This window comes from Halobacillus litoralis (assembly GCF_004101865.1).
GTDB lineage: Bacteria > Bacillota > Bacilli > Bacillales > Halobacillaceae > Halobacillus > Halobacillus litoralis_A.
Map to the genome: position 1 here is coordinate 2,595,107 of NZ_CP026118.1, position 18,307 is coordinate 2,613,413.

General features: G+C 42.5%; 19 protein-coding genes. 11 read left to right on the top strand and 8 right to left on the bottom strand.

Going from position 1 to position 18,307, the window contains the following annotated elements; all coding sequences use genetic code 11:
- The first annotated feature begins 3 nt into the window (after positions 1-3).
- The 3 genes from HLI_RS13160 (at position 4) to HLI_RS13170 (ending at position 2,628) form a co-directional block, all read left to right on the top strand.
- A complete protein-coding gene (locus HLI_RS13160) occupies positions 4-792 on the top strand; it encodes a CAP domain-containing protein (RefSeq protein ID WP_128525383.1) in 789 nt (262 codons plus the stop codon).
- 71 nt (positions 793-863) lie between these two features.
- Positions 864-1,559 carry an SGNH/GDSL hydrolase family protein gene (locus HLI_RS13165; protein ID WP_128525384.1) on the top strand — a complete coding sequence of 232 codons (696 nt, stop codon included), beginning with the start codon at positions 864-866 and terminating at the stop codon, positions 1,557-1,559.
- A gap of 76 nt (positions 1,560-1,635) precedes the next feature.
- Positions 1,636-2,628 (top strand): Gfo/Idh/MocA family protein, encoded by a 993-nt coding sequence (locus tag HLI_RS13170; RefSeq protein WP_128525385.1) that lies wholly within the window; start codon positions 1,636-1,638, stop codon positions 2,626-2,628.
- 102 nt (positions 2,629-2,730) lie between these two features.
- On the opposite strand, the gene HLI_RS13175 is transcribed toward HLI_RS13170, so the two are convergent.
- Together HLI_RS13175 and HLI_RS13180 are read right to left on the bottom strand one after the other, a co-directional pair.
- Positions 2,731-3,090: a winged helix-turn-helix transcriptional regulator gene (locus tag HLI_RS13175; RefSeq protein WP_128525386.1), complete on the bottom strand. Its 360-nt coding sequence runs from the start codon at positions 3,088-3,090 to the stop codon at positions 2,731-2,733.
- 5 nt (positions 3,091-3,095) lie between these two features.
- The gene (locus HLI_RS13180) at positions 3,096-3,296 is read right to left on the bottom strand and encodes a hypothetical protein (protein WP_128525387.1); all 201 of its coding nucleotides are present in this window, start codon (positions 3,294-3,296) and stop codon (positions 3,096-3,098) included.
- 257 nt (positions 3,297-3,553) lie between these two features.
- Between HLI_RS13180 and HLI_RS13185 the strand changes: the two genes are divergently transcribed.
- From HLI_RS13185 to HLI_RS13210, 6 genes are all read left to right on the top strand, one after another.
- Complete coding sequence (locus HLI_RS13185; RefSeq protein ID WP_128525388.1) at positions 3,554-5,263, top strand: ABC transporter ATP-binding protein; 1,710 nt, start codon at positions 3,554-3,556, stop codon at positions 5,261-5,263.
- Entirely contained in the window at positions 5,260-7,077 is a 1,818-nt protein-coding gene (locus HLI_RS13190; RefSeq protein ID WP_128525389.1) for an ABC transporter ATP-binding protein, read from the top strand. Before HLI_RS13185 ends, HLI_RS13190 begins: the two co-directional genes overlap by 4 nt.
- A 63-nt stretch (positions 7,078-7,140) precedes the next feature.
- Positions 7,141-8,034 (top strand): vanadium-dependent haloperoxidase, encoded by an 894-nt coding sequence (locus HLI_RS13195; RefSeq protein ID WP_128525390.1) that lies wholly within the window; start codon positions 7,141-7,143, stop codon positions 8,032-8,034.
- Positions 8,035-8,367: 333 nt separating this feature from the next.
- A complete protein-coding gene (locus HLI_RS13200; protein WP_128525391.1) occupies positions 8,368-8,829 on the top strand; it encodes a cupredoxin domain-containing protein in 462 nt (153 codons plus the stop codon).
- Positions 8,830-9,006: 177 nt separating this feature from the next.
- Complete coding sequence (locus tag HLI_RS13205) at positions 9,007-9,717, top strand: GntR family transcriptional regulator (protein ID WP_128525392.1); 711 nt, start codon at positions 9,007-9,009, stop codon at positions 9,715-9,717.
- Positions 9,718-9,797: 80 nt separating this feature from the next.
- Positions 9,798-11,012, top strand: a complete 1,215-nt coding sequence (locus tag HLI_RS13210) for a M24 family metallopeptidase (RefSeq protein WP_241655854.1) — start codon at positions 9,798-9,800, stop codon at positions 11,010-11,012.
- A gap of 120 nt (positions 11,013-11,132) precedes the next feature.
- Here the strand turns inward: HLI_RS13210 and HLI_RS21680 are convergent, their stop codons facing one another.
- Positions 11,133-11,297: a hypothetical protein gene (locus HLI_RS21680; protein WP_164908557.1), complete on the bottom strand. Its 165-nt coding sequence runs from the start codon at positions 11,295-11,297 to the stop codon at positions 11,133-11,135.
- Between the two features lie 221 nt (positions 11,298-11,518).
- Here HLI_RS21680 and HLI_RS13215 point away from each other — a divergent pair, with 221 nt between their 5' ends.
- Positions 11,519-11,968, top strand: coding sequence for a hypothetical protein (locus HLI_RS13215; RefSeq protein ID WP_241655855.1), 450 nt, complete (start codon positions 11,519-11,521; stop codon positions 11,966-11,968).
- 15 nt (positions 11,969-11,983) lie between these two features.
- Here HLI_RS13215 and HLI_RS13220 read toward each other — a convergent pair whose 3' ends face one another.
- The 5 genes from HLI_RS13220 to HLI_RS13240 all read right to left on the bottom strand — a co-directional run bounded on the left by HLI_RS13220 (position 11,984) and on the right by HLI_RS13240 (position 16,774).
- Positions 11,984-13,114: a GerAB/ArcD/ProY family transporter gene (locus HLI_RS13220; RefSeq protein ID WP_128525393.1), complete on the bottom strand. Its 1,131-nt coding sequence runs from the start codon at positions 13,112-13,114 to the stop codon at positions 11,984-11,986.
- Positions 13,115-13,147: 33 nt separating this feature from the next.
- Positions 13,148-13,354: a hypothetical protein gene (locus HLI_RS13225; RefSeq protein WP_128525394.1), complete on the bottom strand. Its 207-nt coding sequence runs from the start codon at positions 13,352-13,354 to the stop codon at positions 13,148-13,150.
- Positions 13,355-13,364: 10 nt separating this feature from the next.
- Positions 13,365-14,567 carry a Ger(x)C family spore germination protein gene (locus HLI_RS13230; RefSeq protein WP_128525395.1) on the bottom strand — a complete coding sequence of 401 codons (1,203 nt, stop codon included), beginning with the start codon at positions 14,565-14,567 and terminating at the stop codon, positions 13,365-13,367.
- 2 nt (positions 14,568-14,569) lie between these two features.
- Positions 14,570-16,126, bottom strand: a complete 1,557-nt coding sequence (locus HLI_RS13235; RefSeq protein ID WP_128525396.1) for a spore germination protein — start codon at positions 16,124-16,126, stop codon at positions 14,570-14,572.
- Between the two features lie 186 nt (positions 16,127-16,312).
- Positions 16,313-16,774, bottom strand: a complete 462-nt coding sequence (locus HLI_RS13240; RefSeq protein WP_128525397.1) for a GNAT family N-acetyltransferase — start codon at positions 16,772-16,774, stop codon at positions 16,313-16,315.
- Positions 16,775-16,891: 117 nt separating this feature from the next.
- Here HLI_RS13240 and HLI_RS13245 point away from each other — a divergent pair, with 117 nt between their 5' ends.
- Positions 16,892-18,199: a lysine N(6)-hydroxylase/L-ornithine N(5)-oxygenase family protein gene (locus HLI_RS13245; protein WP_164908558.1), complete on the top strand. Its 1,308-nt coding sequence runs from the start codon at positions 16,892-16,894 to the stop codon at positions 18,197-18,199.
- Positions 18,200-18,307: the final 108 nt, after the last annotated feature.

An 18,307-nucleotide genomic window follows, 5' to 3' on the forward strand; every position in this document is an offset into this window, starting at 1 on the left:
AAGATGAGAAAGAGCTTATTGATCATATTGGCAGCGATCATGATGATTTTCGTGTTAGCTGCTTGTAATACATCTGAAGAAGAGGCTCGTAAAAGCCAACGTAATAATTTGAATGAAGTGAGTTTTGGTCCTGAAGATCAAGGTATACAAAGAAAAGGCCAAAATGCCCAAGACCCGGGAGCCAAAGGGCAGAATCGTTTTGATGCCAATATTCCTTATGAAGGCATGAATCCGAATGGAGCCAACGGTTCTATGCAAGGTCCTTACTTCTTTGATCAAGACGGCCGATACAAAGAGGGACAACGCGGCCAAGGCCAAGGTCAAGGTCAAAATCAAGGCCAGGATCAGGGACAAGGTCAAGATCAGGCACAAGCTCCCAAAAAGACAGAAGATAATAAGGGGGACAAGGTCAGTGGTGATTTCCAAAAGAAAGTCATTGAACTGACAAATAACGCCCGTGAGAAGAATGGACTTAACCCCTTGAAAAGCAGTGGAGAAGTAACAGAAGTGGCACAAGAGAAATCAGAGGATATGGCTGAAAACAACTATTTTTCCCATACCTCTCCGACTTATGGAAGTCCTTTTGACATGTTGAAGGAATTCGGTGTGGACTATCGCACAGCAGCTGAAAATATTGCTGCAGGGCAACAGTCACCACAAGAGGTCGTTGATGGCTGGTTGAACAGTCCAGGTCACCGGAAAAATATTATGAACAAGAATTTGACACATATTGGCGTAGGTTTTGCTGAAGATGGCAACCAGTGGGTGCAAATGTTCATTGGAAAAAAATAAAAAATAACATGGCGCGCGGTTGTTCCGGCGTCCTGTTATTACATAACTTTTTAAAGTAGGGGACGAGTAAGGTGAAAAAGATACTCTTAATGGCCATCATCCTGGCACTCATAATATATCCGATACAAGCTTTTGCATACAAAGAAAAACGCCTAGTGGCCATAGGAGATTCCATCCCATATGGCTATAACCTTACGAAGGAAAATATAAGCCCGCCGAAGGAATCCTTCCCCTACTTGATCGGCAATAAGAGAAAGATCGAAGTCACAAATATGAGCATCCCCGGCTTGACCTCAGGAGAGCTTTTGAAGGCAGTCAAAACGAACGATTTATTTCGAGAAGCCTTAAACGATGCAAACTATGTAGTCGTTTATATCGGTGGGAATGACTTATTGAACGTTGTGAAGAAAAATGGCGGGCTTGACGGTATGAAAATGGAGGAAGCAGCACCTGTCATCAGAGACCTGGTTTACAATGTATATTCAACTATTTTGGAAATCGATCAAATGACGGATGGAAAGATCCTTGTGTACAATATTTATAACCCATATCCTGCAGCTGGTGATAAATTGAGCACCCCGTTATCTTATATTAACCAACAGTACTCATCACTTATAAAGTTGTTGAAACATTTCACTTCTGTTCACTTACTCAATGCTTACAAAGCTTACAATGGCCATCCAGAATATATCATTGAAGGAGATGTACACCCAACTAAAGAAGGTCAAGAAGTACTCGCGAAAATCGCTTTGAAGCACATTAAATAAGTGGAGTATATTTAGTGGGTTTTTTAAAAGACTCATGTATAATAGGAACAAATTAGTAAGACAAGGTGGTAAAAATATGCGTTTCGGAATCATTGGTACGAATACGATTACAGAAAAGTTGATCGATGCAGGCAAACAGCATAGCCGTTTTGAATTAAAGGGTGTGTATTCACGAACAAAAGAAAGAGCCGAAGAGTTCGCCAGCCTCCATGATATCCCATATACGTTCACAACAATCGAGGCATTAGCAGACAGTGAACATATTGATGCCGTGTATATTGCAAGTCCGAATGCCTTTCATGCAGAACAAGCTTCGGCATTAATGAGAAAAGGAAAGCATGTACTATGCGAGAAACCCATGGCTTCAAACCAGCGGGAGATTGCAACAATGATTGACGTCGCTAAGAACGAGGGTGTCGTTTTGATGGAGGGAATTAAATCCACTATGATGCCTGGATTCTTCACCGTTCAGGAACATTTACATAAGCTTGGCCACATCAGACGTTATGTAGGAAACTTCTGCAAATATTCATCCCGTTATGATGCCTATAAGGAGGGGGAGGTGCTGAATGCTTTTAAACCATCCCTCTCTAATGGTTCTTTAATGGATCTTGGTATTTATGGGATTTATCCAATGGTTGTGCTGTTCGGCGCACCTAATTCCATCAAAGCAAACGGTGTGTTTTTGAAATCCGGGGTAGATGGGGAAGGCAGTGTGCTGGCAGAGTATGACGATATGGAAGCGGTAATCATGCATTCTAAGATCATTGATTCTCACTCTCCCACAGAAATTCAAGGAGAAAATGGAACGATGATCATTCCGAACATATCAGAACCGAAGGAAATCAAAATCGTTTATCGAGGTGGGACAGAAGAGGATCTGCACCTTAAAGATAACCATCCTGCAATGTTCTATGAGGTCGAAGAATTCATCAAATTGGTGGAGGAAAATAAAGGGCAGTCAAAAATCAATTCTTTTTCACATACGCTTATGACAGCAAGGATCATGGAAGAAGCCCGCCAGCAAATTGGGTTGGAGTATGCAGCAGACCGAAAAAGTAGAGAGTAATCGACGTATAAAGAGGCTTTTTCAATGAGCCTCTTTATATCGGAATTTATTTTTTCTGCTGCTTGTTGTGTCTCCTGGGGAGGTTGAGCATTTCACCGATTGTCATTTTTCACGGTTGATAAGGTCTGCCATTTCACGTTTCGTAGCAGATTGACGCTTATGTTCCATCCCCCAATTGTTCATATTGGTAAGAAATGAGGCCGTTGTTTTGCCATATGGCGTCACCTGATACTCTACCCGAGGGGGGACAGTTTCATAATCAATTCTTGCGACCAGCCCATCATCCACCAGTTTTTTTAACTCTCTTGCCAAAATACGAGAAGAGATATTACCGTCAATAGCACGGCGGAGTTCATTGAATCTCATATGATTTTCATGGAGAAGTTTCCATAATATGAGACCTTTCCACTTCCCGCATACGACTTCAAGGGTGATATCGATTCCTGTTTTCTGTCCGTCCACCCGTTTCACCCCATCTCTGGTTTGTTTTTTTGTTTCTCCATTGCTTTTTCATACCCTTCCATGATGCCTTGTGCATAAACTTTGTTGAGCACCGTCATGGTTTGGGGAATTACTTGTTCTTCTGTAGTATGCGATACTCGATTCAGTAAGTCCACCAATTCGAGCAATTCCTCTGATATGGGGAAAATCGGTTTAATATTATTCAAAAGTAACACCTTCCTGTTTCGTTCGGAAAATACTATCGTTATTATTCTATTGCGTTTTTCAGCTTACCACAAGTACTTACATATTTGTTATTGTCATACATCCTATGGGGACCTGGGTAATAGTGAAATACCAATAACTAAGTCCATACATTTGCAGCAGGAGTCCTGGGCGCGATTTTTCAACTTTTGGAGAAATCTCTTCCCAGGAACTTTTCTTGTATAATAAAAAGGAAGCACAACCGATAGGAGGGGTTTTTATGCTCCGGATACTTACATATACAAAATCCTATAAACGTTCTGCTTTCATCGCATTATTCTTGATGATAATCGAACTTGCTGTAGAACTGACCCAACCGCTGCTTATGGCAAAAATCATCGATGAAGGTGTGTTAGAAGAAGACTTTTCAGTGATTACAATCTGGGGTTGTGTACTCTTAGGACTCTCTTTATTAGCGTTTGCCGCAGGTGTGACGAATTCCTTCTTTGCTGCCGACCTTGGCCAGGGAGTCGGTTTTGACTTGCGCCGGGATTTGTTCAAAAAGGTACAGGATTTTTCAGATAAGCACTTTCAAACCCTCTCCACTCCCAGTCTGGTGACACGCATCACAAATGATGTCATTCAAATTCAGAATCTGCTGTTCATGTTTGTGCGTATTGGTCTGAGGGCACCTTTGTTCATTGTATTTGCTCTCATCATGGCTTTTACCATTAATGTGCAGTTAGCTGTGATCCTGGCGGCAGGTGTACCGTTATTCCTGGTCTTTTTATTCTTCATTTTGACCAAAGGTGTAAAGTGGTTCAATCGGGTTCAAAGTAAACTGGATCAACTGAATACGATCATCCGTGAAAACTTGACAGGGATACGTCTGATCAAAGGATTTAACCGGAAAGATCATGAGGAAGCACGATTCCAACAGGGGAATGAATCTCTGGTGGAAAAGAATAAAAAGGCATTGTGGTTCATGGAGGTCGCCATGCCTGTAGTGATGTTGGGAATGAATGTAGTCATTCTCATCCTTCTCTTTTTTGGTGCCCAGTTTTTAAGTTTCGGCAATGTGCAGGCGGGAGAAGTTGTTGCCATCATCAACTATGCGACACGTATCTTGTTCACATTCTCTGTGTTCACCTTTTTGATCATGGTCATTTCTCGTGGACATGCATCTTCAAATAGAATTAAAGAGGTCTTAGACCAGGATACGCCGTCCCAAAATCGTTTACAGGGAAAAAGCAAAACCCTGAAGGGGGCTGTTCATTTTCATAATGTCTCTTTTGAAAGAAATGGGGAACGAATTCTCAGTGACCTTTCCTTTGAAGTTCTGCCAGGGCAAACCTTAGGCATCTTAGGAGAAACAGGCTCTGGTAAAAGTTCTCTCCTTCACCTCATACCCCGTTTATACCAAAAAGATGCAGGCACACTCTTATTAGACGGGGAAGAAGTGGAAGGATTGGACCTGAAGCAGATTAGAAATCAAATCAGTCTAGTCCCACAGGAAGCCCATCTTTTTTCTGGTAGCGTTGAAGAAAATATCGGCTGGGGAAAAGAGGGGGCCTCGAAAGAAGAGATTATGGAGGCAGCAAAACGATCGCAAATTCATGATTTTATCAATACTTTACCGAAAGGGTACGATACTCAAATCGGTCAAAAGGGCGTCGTTTTTTCAGGAGGACAGAAGCAACGGTTATCTATTGCTCGAGCGCTTGTGAGGAAGCCGAAAATTCTTATCCTGGATGACAGCACAAGTGCCCTGGATGCCCATACCGAAAAGCGGTTGTTACAAACACTCAAAGATCAGCCCTGCACTGTATTTATAGTAGCTCAGAAAATCAGTTCGCTTCAAGGTGCTGACCAAATCCTGCTTCTTCACCAAGGGAGAATCATCGCGCAGGGGACCCATCAAGAATTATTGAAAACGAATACGTATTACCATGATATTTATCAGTCACAACAAGAAGGGGTGATGTCATGAAAGGCCACGGCCGATCGAAAATAAGGCATCATCATGGAATAGGGATGAAGACTCCTGAGGTTCACAATATCGGTTCAACATTAAAGAGAATCTGGGTGTATATGGCAGACGAAAAGGTGAAATTTTCTTTTGTGCTGATCGCTATCGTCAGTAGTTCAGCTTTATCCTTACTCGGACCGTATTTGTTAGGTTTGACTGTGGATCTTGTTATCGCAGAACCTGAGGGCAGTACTCTTCTTACGATGTTGACCTATCTGTTGCTGATTTATGTATTCCATTCTGCTTTTCTCTGGCTGCAAAATTACTGGATGATCGACATCGCCCAAAATGCGGTCAAGAAAATGAGATCCCACCTGTTCTCTCACCTTCAGCTGCTTCCAGTGCTCTTTTTTCAAAAGATGCAGCAGGGCGAACTGATGAGCCGACTGACTAATGATATCGAAAATGTCAGTCGAACGTTGAATACTGCTGTAGTCCAGTTTGTCACCAGCTTGTTGACGATTACAGGAACAGTCATTATTATGCTCTGGCTTAGTCCGTTATTGACGATACTCACATTGACCATTGTGCCTGTCATGTATTTTGGAATGAAGTGGATAACAAAACGCACAGGACCATATTTTAAGAAGCAGCAACGTGATTTAGGTGAAGTGAATGGATACGTGGAAGAAATGTTTTCCGGCCAGCCCATTATTAAGATGTTTTCTAGAGAAGAGCAAGTGATTAATGACTTCGAGGAAAAGAACGAAGCATTAAGGAATTCTGGTTATTATGCGCAAGTCTACACTGGCTTCATCCCTAAACTGATGAACATGCTGAACAATGTCAGCTTTGCCATCATTGTCGGAGCGGGAGGCCTCCTTGCTTTGAATGGATTTGTCTCCATCGGTATTATTGTGACGTTTACCACTTATTCACGGCAGTTCACACGGCCATTGAATGATTTGGCTAACCAATTCAATATGATTTTATCAGCTGTAGCAGGAGCAGATCGAGTGTTCCAGGTCATTGATGAAAAAGAAGAAAAACAAGACGAAGGAGAAGCTGTGGCTGTGAACAGGATGAGGGGCGAGATTGCTTTTAAAAGCGTAGATTTTTCTTATGAAGATGGTCAGAAGACACTATCCAACATCACTTTTCGTGCAGAACCCGGCCAGACAGTGGCGCTTGTCGGTGCGACCGGGGCGGGAAAAACCACCATTATTTCGTTATTGTCACGCTTCTATGAGCCAGAGCGTGGTAATATTTTTATCGATGGACGTGACTCAGAAAAAATCACTCGAGCCAGCCTTAGAAATCAGATGGGCGTTGTGCTCCAGGATGCAACGATGTTTCATACCACGATTCGAGAAAATATTCGGTATGGACGGTTGGAAGCAGAAGATGAAGAGGTCATCGAAGCGGCTAAATCTGCTCATGCCCATGAATTTATCATTAATCTCCCCAAAGGTTACGATACAGTGCTCGATTCAGATGGGAAAGGAGTCAGTCATGGGCAGCGTCAGCTCCTTTCGATTGCCAGGGCTATGATTGCTGCTCCATCCCTTCTTATTCTGGATGAAGCTACCAGTAGTATAGATACAATGACAGAAATGAAAATAAATGCAGCATTATCAAAATTGATGGAAGGTCGGACCAGCTTTGTAATTGCCCACCGCCTTCATACGATTCGTTCGGCGGATCTCATCTTAGTTTTAGAAGAAGGACGTATCATTGAACAAGGGAATCATCATTCACTTATGGAAAAAGGTGGCTATTACGCAGACTTGATTCAAACCCAGGGTTCGGTAAATCGGGTTTCAGATATAACTTAGCCGCAAAAATGTCTACACCCCATAGCTGTATTCTTCATACTCTAGGAATAAAGGGGTGAGACGATGTCTCATAATAAAAATTATCCACTGTGGACAGATTTGCCTTACGCAGGGGAGAATAGACCGCCAAGGATTGATTTGGGTGTTGAACCAGATGCCGGTGAGTGGAAAACTTATTTTATTGCACATAGTCGGAGGCACGGTTTTAAGAAGTTAGACGGTCGGCCGATTCGGTTAGCAATCAAAGACCCGACCGCTGTTGAATGGCAGGAAGAATTGAAGAAAGTCCAGCATACACTTGCTCATTTAACCGAAGACCAAGTGAAGATAGCCAGATATTGGGGAGATGGGCCACCTTCTAAGCAGTGGATACCGATTGTCGATCGCCTTATTGACACATACAGTGTGGAAGCACCTCGTGCAGCGCGTATCTTAGGTGCTGTATTCAGCGGGATGAATGATGCTTTTGTTGTTTGTTGGTCCTTGAAGTATAAATGGCTGGTTCCAAGGCCTAATCAATTGGATTCAAAATTAGCCACGGTCATATGTACACCTAAACATCCTTCCTATCCGTCTGGCCATGCGACTATATCTGGAGCGGCAGAGATGATTCTCAGTTACTTTTTCCCTGCTGAAAAAAGAAAGTTGCGTGAGCTGGCAGAGGAAAATGCTAAATCAAGGCTTTATGCAGGTGTCCATTATCCGGTTGATAATGATGAAGGCCTACGACTCGGAAGGCAGATCGGCCGAATAGTCGTTGAACAGTTGAAGAAAGATCAAATCCAGGGTTCCACCCTTGACCGACCGTTCACAGAGTATAAGAATGCTGATATTTATCCATCTGATTATTTACAAGCGATCCCTTTCCGCTTCAATCAAAAGTGTGATTCATTACTCTTAGGGGATGAGGAATCTTCCTCCTATACCGAATGGTTGGATCCGAAGTTATTTTTCTAATATGAGAGCAACTGAAAGCAGTTGCTCTTTTTGTATTGTCTTTAGTAAACGTTGTGGAGCGTTTAATGTGGTGAATTCTTCAACACAAGGGTAGTTATCTAGAAGACATGATTCCGATACTTTTGTGTGAAAAAGGGGCTTCGGGAAACGGTTCGCTTTCCGTGGAAGCTCACTGCGCTCCCACGGAAAGCGAGTCATTCCCCGTCGACCCCATCCACTTATCAAACTTCTCGAAATCAAGTCTTCCTGAGAGAGCTTTTATTAAATGGGAAAAAAGTAGACAAGTTCTATGGGGCGGGTTGCATATACATAAGCAAACAAGCTTTAGGGGGGATGGATATGAACGCATGGATTCTTTCAGCAAGAAAAGTCGGACTGATCATGGGAGCAATCGTCATCGCATTCGCAGCCTACTTTATTGGCAGTTATTTTTGGAAAGGGGCGATGGCAACTTCAACAGCTCCTACGAATGGTGAGACACGCGTCATCAACTTAGTGACAGGAGAATTTACAGCTGAAACAGCGGACGGTGATAAAATCGAGGCATACCGTTGGGACCCCGGAACGATTTTTGTGGAAAAGGACGAGCCGTTCAAACTGAGTATTTACGGAGTGAATGGCAAAGAACATCCATTTTATATTGAAGGAACAGATGTGAAAGGTGTCGTCCAACAGGGGAAAGAAACGGTTGTGGATTTGCAGTTCAAGGAGGAAGGTATTTACAGGTTGATTTGTACGACTCATGCTGATATTGCTGCTAACGGACCGATGATTGCTTATATTGTCGTAGATTAGCGCTGAAAGGGGGACGAGCGATCGTCTCTTTTTTTTGAATTAAATCGATGGTTTATCGAAATGGTTCAGTCGGTGAAAGTTGAAGTGAAAACAGATTTGCTGCCCGGTGGAATGGAAAGATGCCGGCGACTCCTTTAAAATAAACGATAAGTAGAGTAAAAAGAAGGAGTTTTAGGCATGGCGAAAAAACAACGGAAACTTCCTTTATACGTCCAAGTGAAAAATAAAATCTTTCACCACGTGAGAGAAGGGGAGTGGAAGCCTGGACAACATGTCCCATCAGAAAATCAGTTGATGAAAGAATATAATGTAAGTCGCACGACAATACGTCAGGCGATCAGAGACCTTGCCCAACAAGGGATCTTGGAAACGAGACGGGGGGCGCCGACAAAGGTCAGGGCCGTTCCTGAAACTGAGGCGGGAAGCCCTGGTGTGTTTCATCACGAACAAGGGTCCGATTTGACAGTCCATTTTTTGCGGGAGAATGTCCTTGAAGACCATCCCTTTGCTAATAAACATTTGCAACTCGATGAAGGTGAATCCGTCCTGGTCATTGAAAGGTTACGTTTGGCTGACGGCTTGCCTATCGCTTATCAAAGAATGTATTTTCCAATGAAAATCGGAAACTTGTTACAACATGTTTCTAAAGAGGTTTTTGATCTTTTTCCGATCTTGGGGAAACATAATATCCACTACTCCAATATCAAGGAAACAGTCTCAGCCTCAAATGCGAACCGTTATGAAGGCGATATGCTAGGAGTCGTCCCAGGTGAGGCACTGATTCATATTGAACGGACAACTCTGGGTCCTGACTCTCTTCCCATTGAATATAGTCAGATTAAATATCTGCCTCAAGGCTTTCAGTATCGGGTGGAAATCGGAAAATGATATTTCTTGTTGTGATAAGATGAAACTTATTGTAACATGTACGGAAGGCAAGCATGACAATAAGAGGAGTGATGAACGTAATGGCTAAAATGAGCAGCATTCGACATGCTAAAACTCAAATTGATCTTGTTCGTATGAGGCAGTACCGTCTCAGCAGGGTTCGTGAGCAGTTGAAGCGATTAGGATACGGAGGAATCGTTATTTTTGACCCTGTCAATCTCCGTTATGCGACAGGAAGTAGGAATATGCAAGTGTTCATGCTAAGAAATCCCGGACGTTATGCGTTCATTCCTACCGAAGGTCCTGTCACATTGTTTGACTTTCCAAACTGTGAACATTTATCTGAGGGACTCGAAACGATTGATGAGGTGCGCCCGGCCATCACCTTATCTTACGTAGCATCAGGTGAGAACTTATACGATAATGCGGAGCAGTGGGCTAAGGAAATAGCGGATTTGATGAAGCAGTACTGCGGGGGGAACAAACGTCTGGCTATCGATTATGCTCCATCAGTCGGTGCGATTGAACTTGCTAAATTAGGGGTCGAAGTCGTCGATGGTCAAGAACCGGTTGAACATGCACGCAGTATTAAGAATAAGCAGGAAATTGAAGCGATGAAAATTTCCGTCCGTACGGCTGAAGAAGGAATGATCCGTATGCAGGAAGCTCTAAAACCTGGCATAACGGAAAATGAACTTTGGTCTCATTTACATCAGACGAATATTGCCCAGGGCGGAGACTATGTAGAAACAAGGCTGCTCAGCTCTGGAAGTCGTACAAACCCATGGTTCCAGGAGTGTAGTGACAAAGTCATCAATGAAGGTGAACTTGTTTCCTTTGATACGGATATGAATGGCCCTTTCGGTTACTTCACTGATATCAGCAGGACATTTTACTGTGGAGCAGGCGAACCCACCAACGAGCAAAAAAGGCTGTATCAAACAGCTTATGAACAAATACAGTACAATATCGATTTGTTGAAACCAGGGATGACCTTCCGTGAATACGCAGAAAAAAGCTGGAGGATCCCAGAAGAGTTCTTCCCTAACCGTTACTTTACGGTCGCACACGGAACAGGGCTTAGCGGTGAATATCCATACATTGTTTATCCTCAGGACTTTGAAGAAAAGGGGTATGACGGTGTTATCCAGGAAAACATGGTATTATCCGTTGAAAGCTACATCGGCTCCCCCGGTGGGAAAGAAGGCGTAAAACTGGAGGAACAGCTGCTCGTTACATCAGATGGAGTAGAGAACTTCTCCGACTTTCCATTTGAACAAAAATTGTTGAAATAAAGAGACTGGGATAAAAGAGTTCCCCGCTAAAAACCCGAACAAATCGTTCGGGTTTTTTTATGAAGCAATAAATGCATACGCAGCTCCGGCAAAATACTTGAGGCCACTGAAACACACTTTTCAATCTAGAGGAACTGTTAAAGTTTCACGGATCGCTTGTCGGTGAATGCTTGCAGCGGGCACGGCCTCAGCCTTCTCGGAAAGCAAAGACCGCTTTCTTCCTGGGTCTTCCGCTCGCGCTGTTCCCGAAGGGAGTCTACGTATGTTGCCTCCGCTCCATTTCATCCATTCCACTCTATTGTTCGTCTTTTTCAGTGGCAGTTATCGTTTTGACTCAACTTCTTTATTTAAGGGGAAGGATTTGTGGAAGTTCAAATAGCAGATTTTTTAATAACTGATGCGAACAAGTCTAAGAAAATATGACAGGAGAATACGCCTCCAGGTTTAAACTGAGTCTGTATGGGAAGACCTTTTAGTAGGCTGGCTGCAAAAAGGAGAGGGTCCCTTTGAAACATAGAATTTCACATGATCAGATGGATAAGACACTGAAGCAGTTAGAGGACGATTATATAAAAGCAGTAAAAGATAATAAGAACACCACAATTGAAGGGTTTGTAGAACAGTTTTTGTACGATTCCTGGAATTATAACTATGAGAATCTCGAGTTGATCCAAGCCGTTCTAAGAAAATACGCGCAAGGTGATATTAACAAAACGATTTTCCAGGGAGCCTTCAACGAAATGACCGATCATCTTCAGGAAAAGTTGAGAAAACTGGATCCTGACCAGCATTATCCGTTGGTACATCAACCTATAGGGGCGTCTATCCTCGTCTCCTGTGTAGATGGAATGATCATTCAATATTTCACGAACGTGTATAGTATCGAGGATTTGAATGAAATGACCCCACAAATCAAACGAATGTTATTGAATGCACTTGGAACAAATGAAAGATAACAAATAACTCTCCCTTTATGAATTAGAAGGGGAGGGTGTCTGGGATTTGTTTTTTTTCTTCTCTCTCGAAGACTTGATAAGAAGTGCGATTCCAACGATGCCCGGGATGAGGAGTCCATGGGTAAGAGCATAAGAGAACCAGGTTTCACCTACAAATGATTCAAAGTAAGCGACATCAGGATAAGCGATGATAGATAAGACGATCACCCCCATACCGAGTGGTAAGAGTAAAGGGCGATGGTCATCCATGGTAAGGAACTGGGCTATGCCGACTGTGCTTGAATAAAAGAGAATGGTCAATTTAAAGAAGATGGTAAGCATCCAGATGATTGCAACGAAAATTTCCACCCCTTCCAAAAAACCAGCAATATTTATTTTTTGTGCCACTTTATAGCTTGGATAGGTGTTAAGTGCTGTTAAATCACTTCCTAAGATCAAAATACAGAGCAGAGTGATGAGCGTCAGAATCGCCCCACCGATGAAAGTTCCGAGAAGCCACGCTTTTCGAGTGGTTTTTTCTTCTTTCACATATGGAATGATCATAAGGAAGGTAACCAACTCGAGAAGTGGTGTTCCAATGACTACCATAGAGGTGCTTAACACCGGTGTAATTCCATTCCCGAAGATAGGCTGTAAGTTTTCCATTTTAATTTGAGGAGAGAGAGAAATAGTGAAGAAAATCAGGAGCAAGACAACCCATGGCATGAACATTTCAGCAGATCTTCCTATCGCTTCAATTCCTAAATAAGCCCCCCAAATTACCACCAGCAAAAATAGGATGTGGGTGAATTGAAGAGGAGTCTCGGGAATGATCAGAGTAGTCATGAAATCCCCGATATTTCTCAATACGAGAGAGGCGAGAACGTAAAGGAATGAAAGATAAAAAAACAAAATCACTCGCCCGAACCAATTACCGAAGACGGAGATGGTCGCTTGGACTAAGGTTTGCCCTTTCATCAGCTTGGCAATTTGATTATAAAAAAAGACGAGTAATACCCCTACAGCAACTGAGAGCGATATCGCTATCCAGGCATCATTCTTCGCCCCGGCAGCCAGAGGGGTGGGAACGATGAGAATGGAACTGCCTACTATGAACAAAATGACTAGGAACATGAACTGACGGGGGCTGATCGTTTGGTTATCCACTTCTTACACCTCTATCCATCACTAGAATTTCACTCAAAACATCTTATAGAAACTTTGGATATAATCAAGCGGGTTCGGTAATGAGAACTCACGGCTTTCTAGAACACTGATTATTGTGAAGAATAACAGGATGATGGTAAAAAACCATAAGTCTTTCTTTTTGTTCTGTTTTTTCAATTTGGGGTATTCCAGAAAAAAGATCATTATGGCAACTGCGATGATGGCTAGCATTGACCACACGTTTTTTCACCTAGCTTTCTTTAGATACAGGTTGCGTTGAATTTCCTTTCCTGCGGATTTTCACTTTGACTTGAAAGTCGACCTTAAGATCTTTGAATTGATTGTCCCAGTCCTTCTCTACTGTCTTCCAATAGCGGGGGTCAGTACGATTGATGACATTACCAAATCCAAAAATATCGCTTCCGAATTCATCTTGCGCTGTTTTTACGGAAGTCTCCATCAATCTTTTAATTTCTTTTTCTGCCTGTACATTGATTTTTTGGATGGATTCAGCTTTGCTCAAGTCCAGTGGACAATCTAGTTCCCCAACGTCCCCTTCCACATCCAACTCAACGGAAATGGATGGTTGCCCCCCTTTGAAATTAGCTTTTTTACTGGCTTGAGTCCGGATGATTTCAACATTAGCTACTCCTTCATCTTTACAAGGATGGGTGATGACAGTGCTTTTCACATTGCCGGTGATATAGTTGTACCCTTGACTAGCTTCTTTAGCCAGCCATCCGACTAGTTGGTCTTTTTTGAAAACAGCAAGGTGGTTGATGATTAATTTGGTCGGTGCGTCGATACTTTCAACATTCTCTCTTGTCGCCCCTATTTCTGCATCGCCATCAATAAGCAGTCCTGGTAAAACTGGATGTTGGCCTTTACTCCGGATCTGAGAAATCAACACATCGATAGTTACGGCTTTTGAGCTTCCCAGGTTGGATTCTACAGATTCGAGAGAACGCATTAATTTATTGGCCGGGATTTTCTCATAGGGAGTGAGTACACTTAATAGTTCTTCCGGACTTGTATTTTTAGCAATAGCTACATAAAAAGCGGTGCGAAATTCGTGGTTTCTATAAAAAATATCAAGGGATGGCATCATGCCTTCTTCTGCCAACGTTTTGCCGATCACAAGCAGTCTCAGCTGTGATAAATACATTTTTCGCGGGGACTTTTCTGTCATGTGGCGAAACGCCTCAAATAATGAGTCGCCTCTGGATTTATAAATGGATACTGGTGGACGCGCAGTCGGCGCATCCGTTGCAATTTCTGAGGGGTTAATTACTTGGGTGGTCAGTTCATATTTACCGTCTTCCGACTTATCTACTCCTAACGCAACAACTAGACCAAGCTCGTCCAATTCTTTACTATTCCAACACCCAGTCAGGAGAAGCAGGGAAGTAACGATGATGATGATTTTGGCAGGAGTTGTCATTTTCAAAACCATATTTACCTCTCCTTAGAAGTAGAATCAGTTCTTTTTTGATCTTTTTGGGTCATGGAGCTAGGTCGTGACAGCAATCCCCAATGCGGGAATCGAACCAAAACATCTTTTTGATCTTTAGGGATGAATGGAGCGAACGGTGACATGTAAGATTTTCCGAACGATTTTAAACTGCACAAATGAAACACAAGGGCAATCATTCCTAAAATGATTCCATATAGACCGAATGTAGCGGCAAGAATCATTAAAGGAAAACGCAAGATCCTTACAGAAATCGCCATGTTATATGAAGGAAACACGAAGCTGCTGATAGCTGTGATTGATACAATAATGACCATAGCAGGAGAGACAAGACCTGCCTGCACAGCTGATTGCCCTAACACAAGAGCCCCAACTATGGAAACAGCAGAACCAACTGGCTTCGGGAGTCGAACCCCTGCTTCTCGGAGAATCTCAAAAGTCAATTCCATCATCATAGCCTCCACAAAGGCAGGGAAAGGAACACCCTCCCTCTGGGCAGCTAAACTGATTAGAAGGGGAGCTGGTATCATTTCATGATGGAAAGTCGTAAAAGCGATGTATAGGGAGGGCATGAACAATGCGATGGAAAAGCAGAATAGTCTCAACAGCCTCACGAGTGTACCGATGTCTGCGCGTTGGTAATAGTCTTCGCTGGACTGCATGAAGTTCACAAATAGTGCAGGGACCAGCAAAACGTTTGGTGTTCCATCGATGAGAATGGCCACGCGTCCTTCAAGAATTCCTCCGGCAATAGCGTCCGGCTTTTCCGAATTATAGACCGTGGGAAAAGGGGAGTATTGAGCATCCTGAATGAATTCTTCGATGTAACCACTTTCCAAAACTGCATCTATGTCTATTTGATCCAATCGACGGTTTACATCGTCGATTACTTCCGATTCTGCCAAACCCTCCAAATAAATAACCGCTATATCTGTGTGGGTCTTCTTTCCAATGACCTTGCCCTCGACTCTGAGGTTGGTATCTCTGATTTTTCTTCTTAACAGTGCTGTATTTGTCCGTAATGTTTCTGTGAATGCCTCTTTCGGGCCCCGTATGACGCTTTCGGATGTTGTCTCCTGGACTCCCCTGTCACGCCATCCTTTTGTACTAGCTGATAATGCTTTGGACTGCTTATCGATCAGTAAGATGGTCTCGCCTGCTAGAAGCTTTTCAAATAGTTTTTTATAATCTTCCACTTCAGCCATCTCACCAATTGGGAGGGAAGCTTCTTTAATGGATGAATAAAGGTGGTGGCTGTTTTGTCGTTTGGTAGGCATTTCCAGCATAAGAGCTTCCAAAATGAAATTTTGCACTGTGCTTTTGTCTACCAGACCATCCATAAACAGGACGGCAGCTGAAATTTTGTTGATCGTCAGTGTACGGATGACCAGGTCAGAACTGTTGCCTAATGAAGTGCGAATATGATTCAGACTTTCATCCAATGATAAGTAAAGTGGTTGTGAAGCAGTCTTCGATGATTTGCTATTTGATTTTTGCTTCAACGAAATCCCACCTTCAATGAATGTATTTTTGATTAGCATGCTCAAAGGCTGAGAATTTATGAATACATTGAAACAAATTCATCAGCCTCGTATTTTCATGCGAATCTATTTTTACTGGAGATGGTTCCATTTGGACTTTACATACTTATCGCAGCGAACAAAAAAAGCTGCCCGAAAAAGGGGCAGCTTTTCACTTATCAAAAATCAATACTTTAAATTCAGGAATCAGTCCTGAATAGACTTTCGAAAGATGATCATGTCTATTCCCTTGATTCCATTCTCATAGAAAGGTTCTGGATAAGAAGTGAAAAAATCTTTCTTAATGTCATAAAAACGAAACCCAGCCTTTTGGTAAAAAGCTAAGTTTTCAATGCTGGAATTTGAAGTCCCTGCAATCATATCTCTAAATCTACGTTCTTTGAACACTTGTGCAGCTTTGTTTAGAACTTGCCTGCCAATTCCTTTTCCTCTGAACGCAGGAGAAAGAGCGAGGTTTTTGATCTCGACTGTTTCTATGCTGGGAAAAGTGAAAAGAGAGACACCGATTTCTGTACCTTCGTAGGAAATCGCATACATCTCTCCTTCATGTATGTATTGATTGATGATCGTTTCATCCTCGTCGGCGAGCAGTAAAAAATTAATATAATGATGCCGGTTGTCGACAGGGATCAAATGCAGTGCTTTCATATTCTAACACCTTCCTTTGCAAAGGCTATTATCGTATAGATGTGGTTATGATAACATAGGACTAGTGTATTGATTTCTGAAATTGTAGTTTTTTCAGAAAAAAAGGAGTAGTGGATGATGAAACAACATGAAAAGATATATGACTTGATCGGAGTAGGGGTCGGCCCTTTCAACTTGAGTTTAGCGGCTCTGCTTGATGAGGTAGAAGAAGTGGAGTCATTGTTTTTTGAGCAGAATGAAACCTTTGATTGGCACCCGGGGATGCTGATTGAAGGAACGAAAATGCAAGTTCCCTTCATTGCGGATTTGGTTACGATGGCAGATCCGACAAATAAATATAGTTTTTTGAATTATATCAACAAAAATGAACGCATGTACCAATTTTATTTTCTGCAGCGGCTTGACATCCCAAGACGTGAGTATAATGATTATTGCCAATGGGCCGCAGCTCAATTGAATAGTTGCCAATTCGGTAAACGCGTGACGAACATCCGTCATTATAAAGACAATGAAGAAATGTTTGAAGTGGAAGTGACAGATCTCAAACAGGACGAAGTACATCTCTACCGTTCAAAGAACCTTATCATGGGGACTGGTAGTGTCCCTGTCATGCCTGCATCATTTAGAGATTTACCTTCAGAAGATGTCTTTCACACGGCTGACTTCTTACCTAACCAGGATCGATGTCGCAAGGCTGAATCGATTACAGTTGTGGGATCTGGACAAAGTGCCGCTGAAACCTTCCGGGAATTACTGAAAGAGCAAAGGGACTGCCAATATCGCTTAGATTGGATCACTCGTTCCCCTGGGTTTGAATCTATGGAAGAATCGAAACTGAGCTTGGAGCATTTCTCACCAGACTACGTAGACTATTTTTATCAGCTGCCACAAAAGCGGAAAGATGAAATTTTCGCTACACAAGGTTTATATTATAAAGGCATCAGCAATCATACAATTAACGATATTTACAACCTTTTATACGAATATTCAGTAGGCCGGGAAGAGTTGGACGTCGGTTTACAAGTATTGAGCGAAGTTAGAGATGTCCGGCCAAAACAAGAAGGTGGTTATGAACTGGAATGTTACCATAATCAGAAAAAGGAAACCTTCACACATGACACTGATGTAGTCATTGCGGCTACAGGTTACAAACCCTTGGTACCTGATTTTGTCCATCATCTAGCCGATTTCCTAGAATGGGATGATGAAGGCCGTTATAAGGTGACTGCGGACTATCGCCTGGTCAAAAATGAAAGAACGGATAATGAAATCTATGTCCATAGCGGAATTTCTCATACTCATGGTGTCGGCTCTACAAACCTCGGTTTATCTATCCACCGGAATAAAGTAATTATCAATCACTTAGTCGGTCGGGAAGTTTATCCGATAAGTGAGAAAAATATTTTCCAATCCTTTACGGTCTGACCTTCTTAATCCGTACATGTTGAGTGAAAACTCATATGTACGGATTTTTTTTGAAAAAAGGAACTTTGAGAATCGCAGTTTATCCTGATGCCTTTTTATCACACCTGT